The organism is Frankia sp. CcWB3, from assembly GCF_977927595.1.
Genome location: NZ_CDWRCK010000297.1, coordinates 2,359 through 5,032 on the forward strand (window position 1 = coordinate 2,359; position 2,674 = coordinate 5,032).

Here is a 2,674-nt window from a genome sequence, read left to right on the forward strand (position 1 = left end):
CCTGTGGAGGGTTCGCAACGCGCAAGTTATTTCATTTCGACTCCATAGTGACATCGGGACGTCATCAGGTGCCGTCGATCATAATTTGATTTTATGCAAAGTAATTGGATTTTGTATATCGTAATTAGATTTGTCAAAACATGATTGGCTGTCGCCAGAGCGCTGCCCGATCTTATCGAGTATCGTCGCGTGGAGTAATGAGGCGTAACGATCCGGGGCGCAGGGTAATTCTCCTCCTGGCGTGCGCATCGTGAAGATCGACGGCTGGAGATCATCCTGATGGATCCGGGCGGCGTGCGCCGCGCGACTCGGAGCCAGCCCTTCGCCGCCCAAGCACTGTTCCGTGCCCGGGCGGCGACGATGAGCTCGCTGTTCCTGCTGGCTCTGCTGCTTGCGAGCTGGGCGCCGCGTATACCGCAAATCAAGGAGGGGCTCGAACTCGGCGACGGGCAGCTCGGTCTGACCCTGCTCGGCGCCCCGATCGGGGCGGTTCTGACATTGTGGCTGATCGGTCTGGCGGTCACCCGGTACGGCAGCATCACCATGGTGCGAGCAGGTCTGCCCGCCTACTGCGCCACCGGTCTTCTGGTCCCGCTCATCGAGGGACCCTGGTCTCTGTTCGCTCTGCTCGCCCTGTGGGGGGCGACCAGCAGTTGCCTCGACATCTCCCTGAACACCCAGGCCGTGGGGATTGAGCGCTGCTACCAGCGGCCGATCATGACCTCCGCCCATGCGGCGTGGACGGCGGGTGCCCTGTCCGGGGCCGGGATCGGTTCGGCGGCGGCCGCTCTGAGTGTCCCGATCGGCGTGCAGTTCGCGGTGCTCGGCGGGTTGGGTCTCGCTGCCGCCCTACCCGCCACGGCCTGGATGCTGCCCGACGGCGCTGCACCGGAAGTCGCGCCAGGGGACGGGCGAGACGGCTGGGGCGGAGACCGCGACAGAGCGGTGCCCCCGGGTCCCGCGGGCACCGGCAGCCGTGCCCGGCAGTTCGTCGCACTGTGCGTCATCGCCTTCGGTAGTTTCCTCTGTGAAGGTGTGGCGGCGGACTGGAGCGCCGTCTACCTCACCGAGGTAGCCGGAGCGGCTGCCGGAATCGCGGGTATCGGCTTTGTGGCCTTCACCTCCTGCATGTTCGTCGTGCGCCTGTTCGGGGACCGCGCCATGGCACGGTTCGGCCCGACCCGAACGGTCCGCGGCCTCGCCGTGACCGCGATGGTGGGATTCGCGGTCATGCTTGCGCTCGGTTCCTCGGCGTTCGGCACGGTCGGGGGAATCGTCGGATTCGGAACGCTCGGCGTCGGCACCGCCTGCGTGCTGCCCGCGGTGTTCTCCGCGACGGGGCGGCTCAGGTCGTCGACGGGCAGCTCCATCGCCGTGGTCGGCACGGTCGGGTATGCCGGATGGTTGTGCGGGCCGGCTCTCATCGGTGGGCTCGCCGAGCTGGCGGGCCTGCAACTCGCCATGGTCGTCGTGCTTGTCCTGCTCGTCGCGATCATGGTTCGCGCGTCGGCGTTGCGCGGTCCCGATTCTTCTCCTGCCGCGGCTGCCGAGTTCACCGCGGACCCCGGTGCCTCGGAGATCTCCGGGGTGCCCAAGATCCCCGAGGTTGGCTAGCGTCACCAGCGACCAGCCATCAGGCCGGGTCCTCTGCCGGCTGCCCCGGGAGCGGAGACGGGCACTACCGCCGGCCGCGACGGAATCCGGGCAGCAGGGTCTGCACCAGTGCGTCCGTCTCGGCCTCGGCCCGCCCGCCGCGGCGCACCCCGCTGACACCGATAGTTCGGTACATCTCCGTTGCCACAGCCTGCAGAGTTCGGCGATCACCCCGCGCGGCGACCGTGCGCAGCAGGTCCCGCCAGAGCACTTCGGGGGTCGGCACAGCCCGTAGCCCGGTGCGGCAGGCCGCCATCGCCGTCATCGTGTCACCGAAGTCCAACGTCAGTTGGGCGAGGCGATGCGCCACGTCGACCACGCCCGCCCAGGTGCTTCGGGCGATTGGCCCGGTGGTCGCCCAGCGGTACCGCCCGGCAGGCAGATCCGTCCACAGGGGGCCGCTGACCATCCGCAGGGCCGTCGTCAGATCCGCCTCGGCGTCGCTGCCCGGCAGACCGGCCCGGTGGGTGTAGGCCACGAAGAGTTCCCAGTCGCAGCGCACATCCGGACTCAGCCACCATCGGCCATCCGGGCCGATCATGATTCGAGGCGAGCCGTTGGCATCGGTCCCCAGCCACTGGCGCGCTTCGGCCAGCGCGGCGTCGGCGATCTCCTCTGTGGTGTCGGATGGCCAGATCTCCTCGGCGAGAAGCCGACTGTCTACGCCTTCCCGGTGCAGCGCGAGGTAGACGATGACCTCGGTCAACAGGTCGATGCGCTCGGCGGGTGGCCGCCCGGGACCCTCGACGGTGGGCAGCCCGAGAATCCGGACCTGCGCCTCGGCGGGCGCGGTGGGATCGGCGGGCGGCGTGGTCTCGAGCGGCACACGCTGTGGCGCCGCCCCGGACGTCGCCACCGGGGGCCGTGAAACGCCGACATCCGGGACGGTGGTATCTCCGTCGGCCGTAGCGCGCCCGAGCAGCCTGCGGCGGTGCATGGTGCGCGTCCGCCGGTCCCGCCAGCCGTTCGTTCGGAGGCGGGACCGGCGGCCGGGGCGGGATCGCGGTCCGGTACTCGGTGG

Annotated in this window: 2 protein-coding genes; one reads left to right on the forward strand and one right to left on the reverse strand. The window is 69.1% G+C overall.

What is annotated here, in order from left to right:
• The first annotated feature begins 279 nt into the window (after positions 1-279).
• Positions 280-1,614, forward strand: a complete 1,335-nt coding sequence (locus tag ACY5KJ_RS17840) for an MFS transporter (RefSeq protein ID WP_462203900.1) — start codon at positions 280-282, stop codon at positions 1,612-1,614.
• 64 nt (positions 1,615-1,678) lie between these two features.
• Here the strand turns inward: ACY5KJ_RS17840 and ACY5KJ_RS17845 are convergent, their stop codons facing one another.
• A complete protein-coding gene (locus tag ACY5KJ_RS17845) occupies positions 1,679-2,509 on the reverse strand; it encodes an AfsR/SARP family transcriptional regulator (protein WP_462203901.1) in 831 nt (276 codons plus the stop codon).
• Positions 2,510-2,674: the final 165 nt, after the last annotated feature.

What these genes read in the sequence shown, in the direction of transcription:
- ACY5KJ_RS17840 (WP_462203900.1), top strand. Translation starts at nt 280, where the DNA reads ATGGATCCGGGCGGCGTGCGCCGCGCGACTCGGAGCCAGCCCTTCGCC.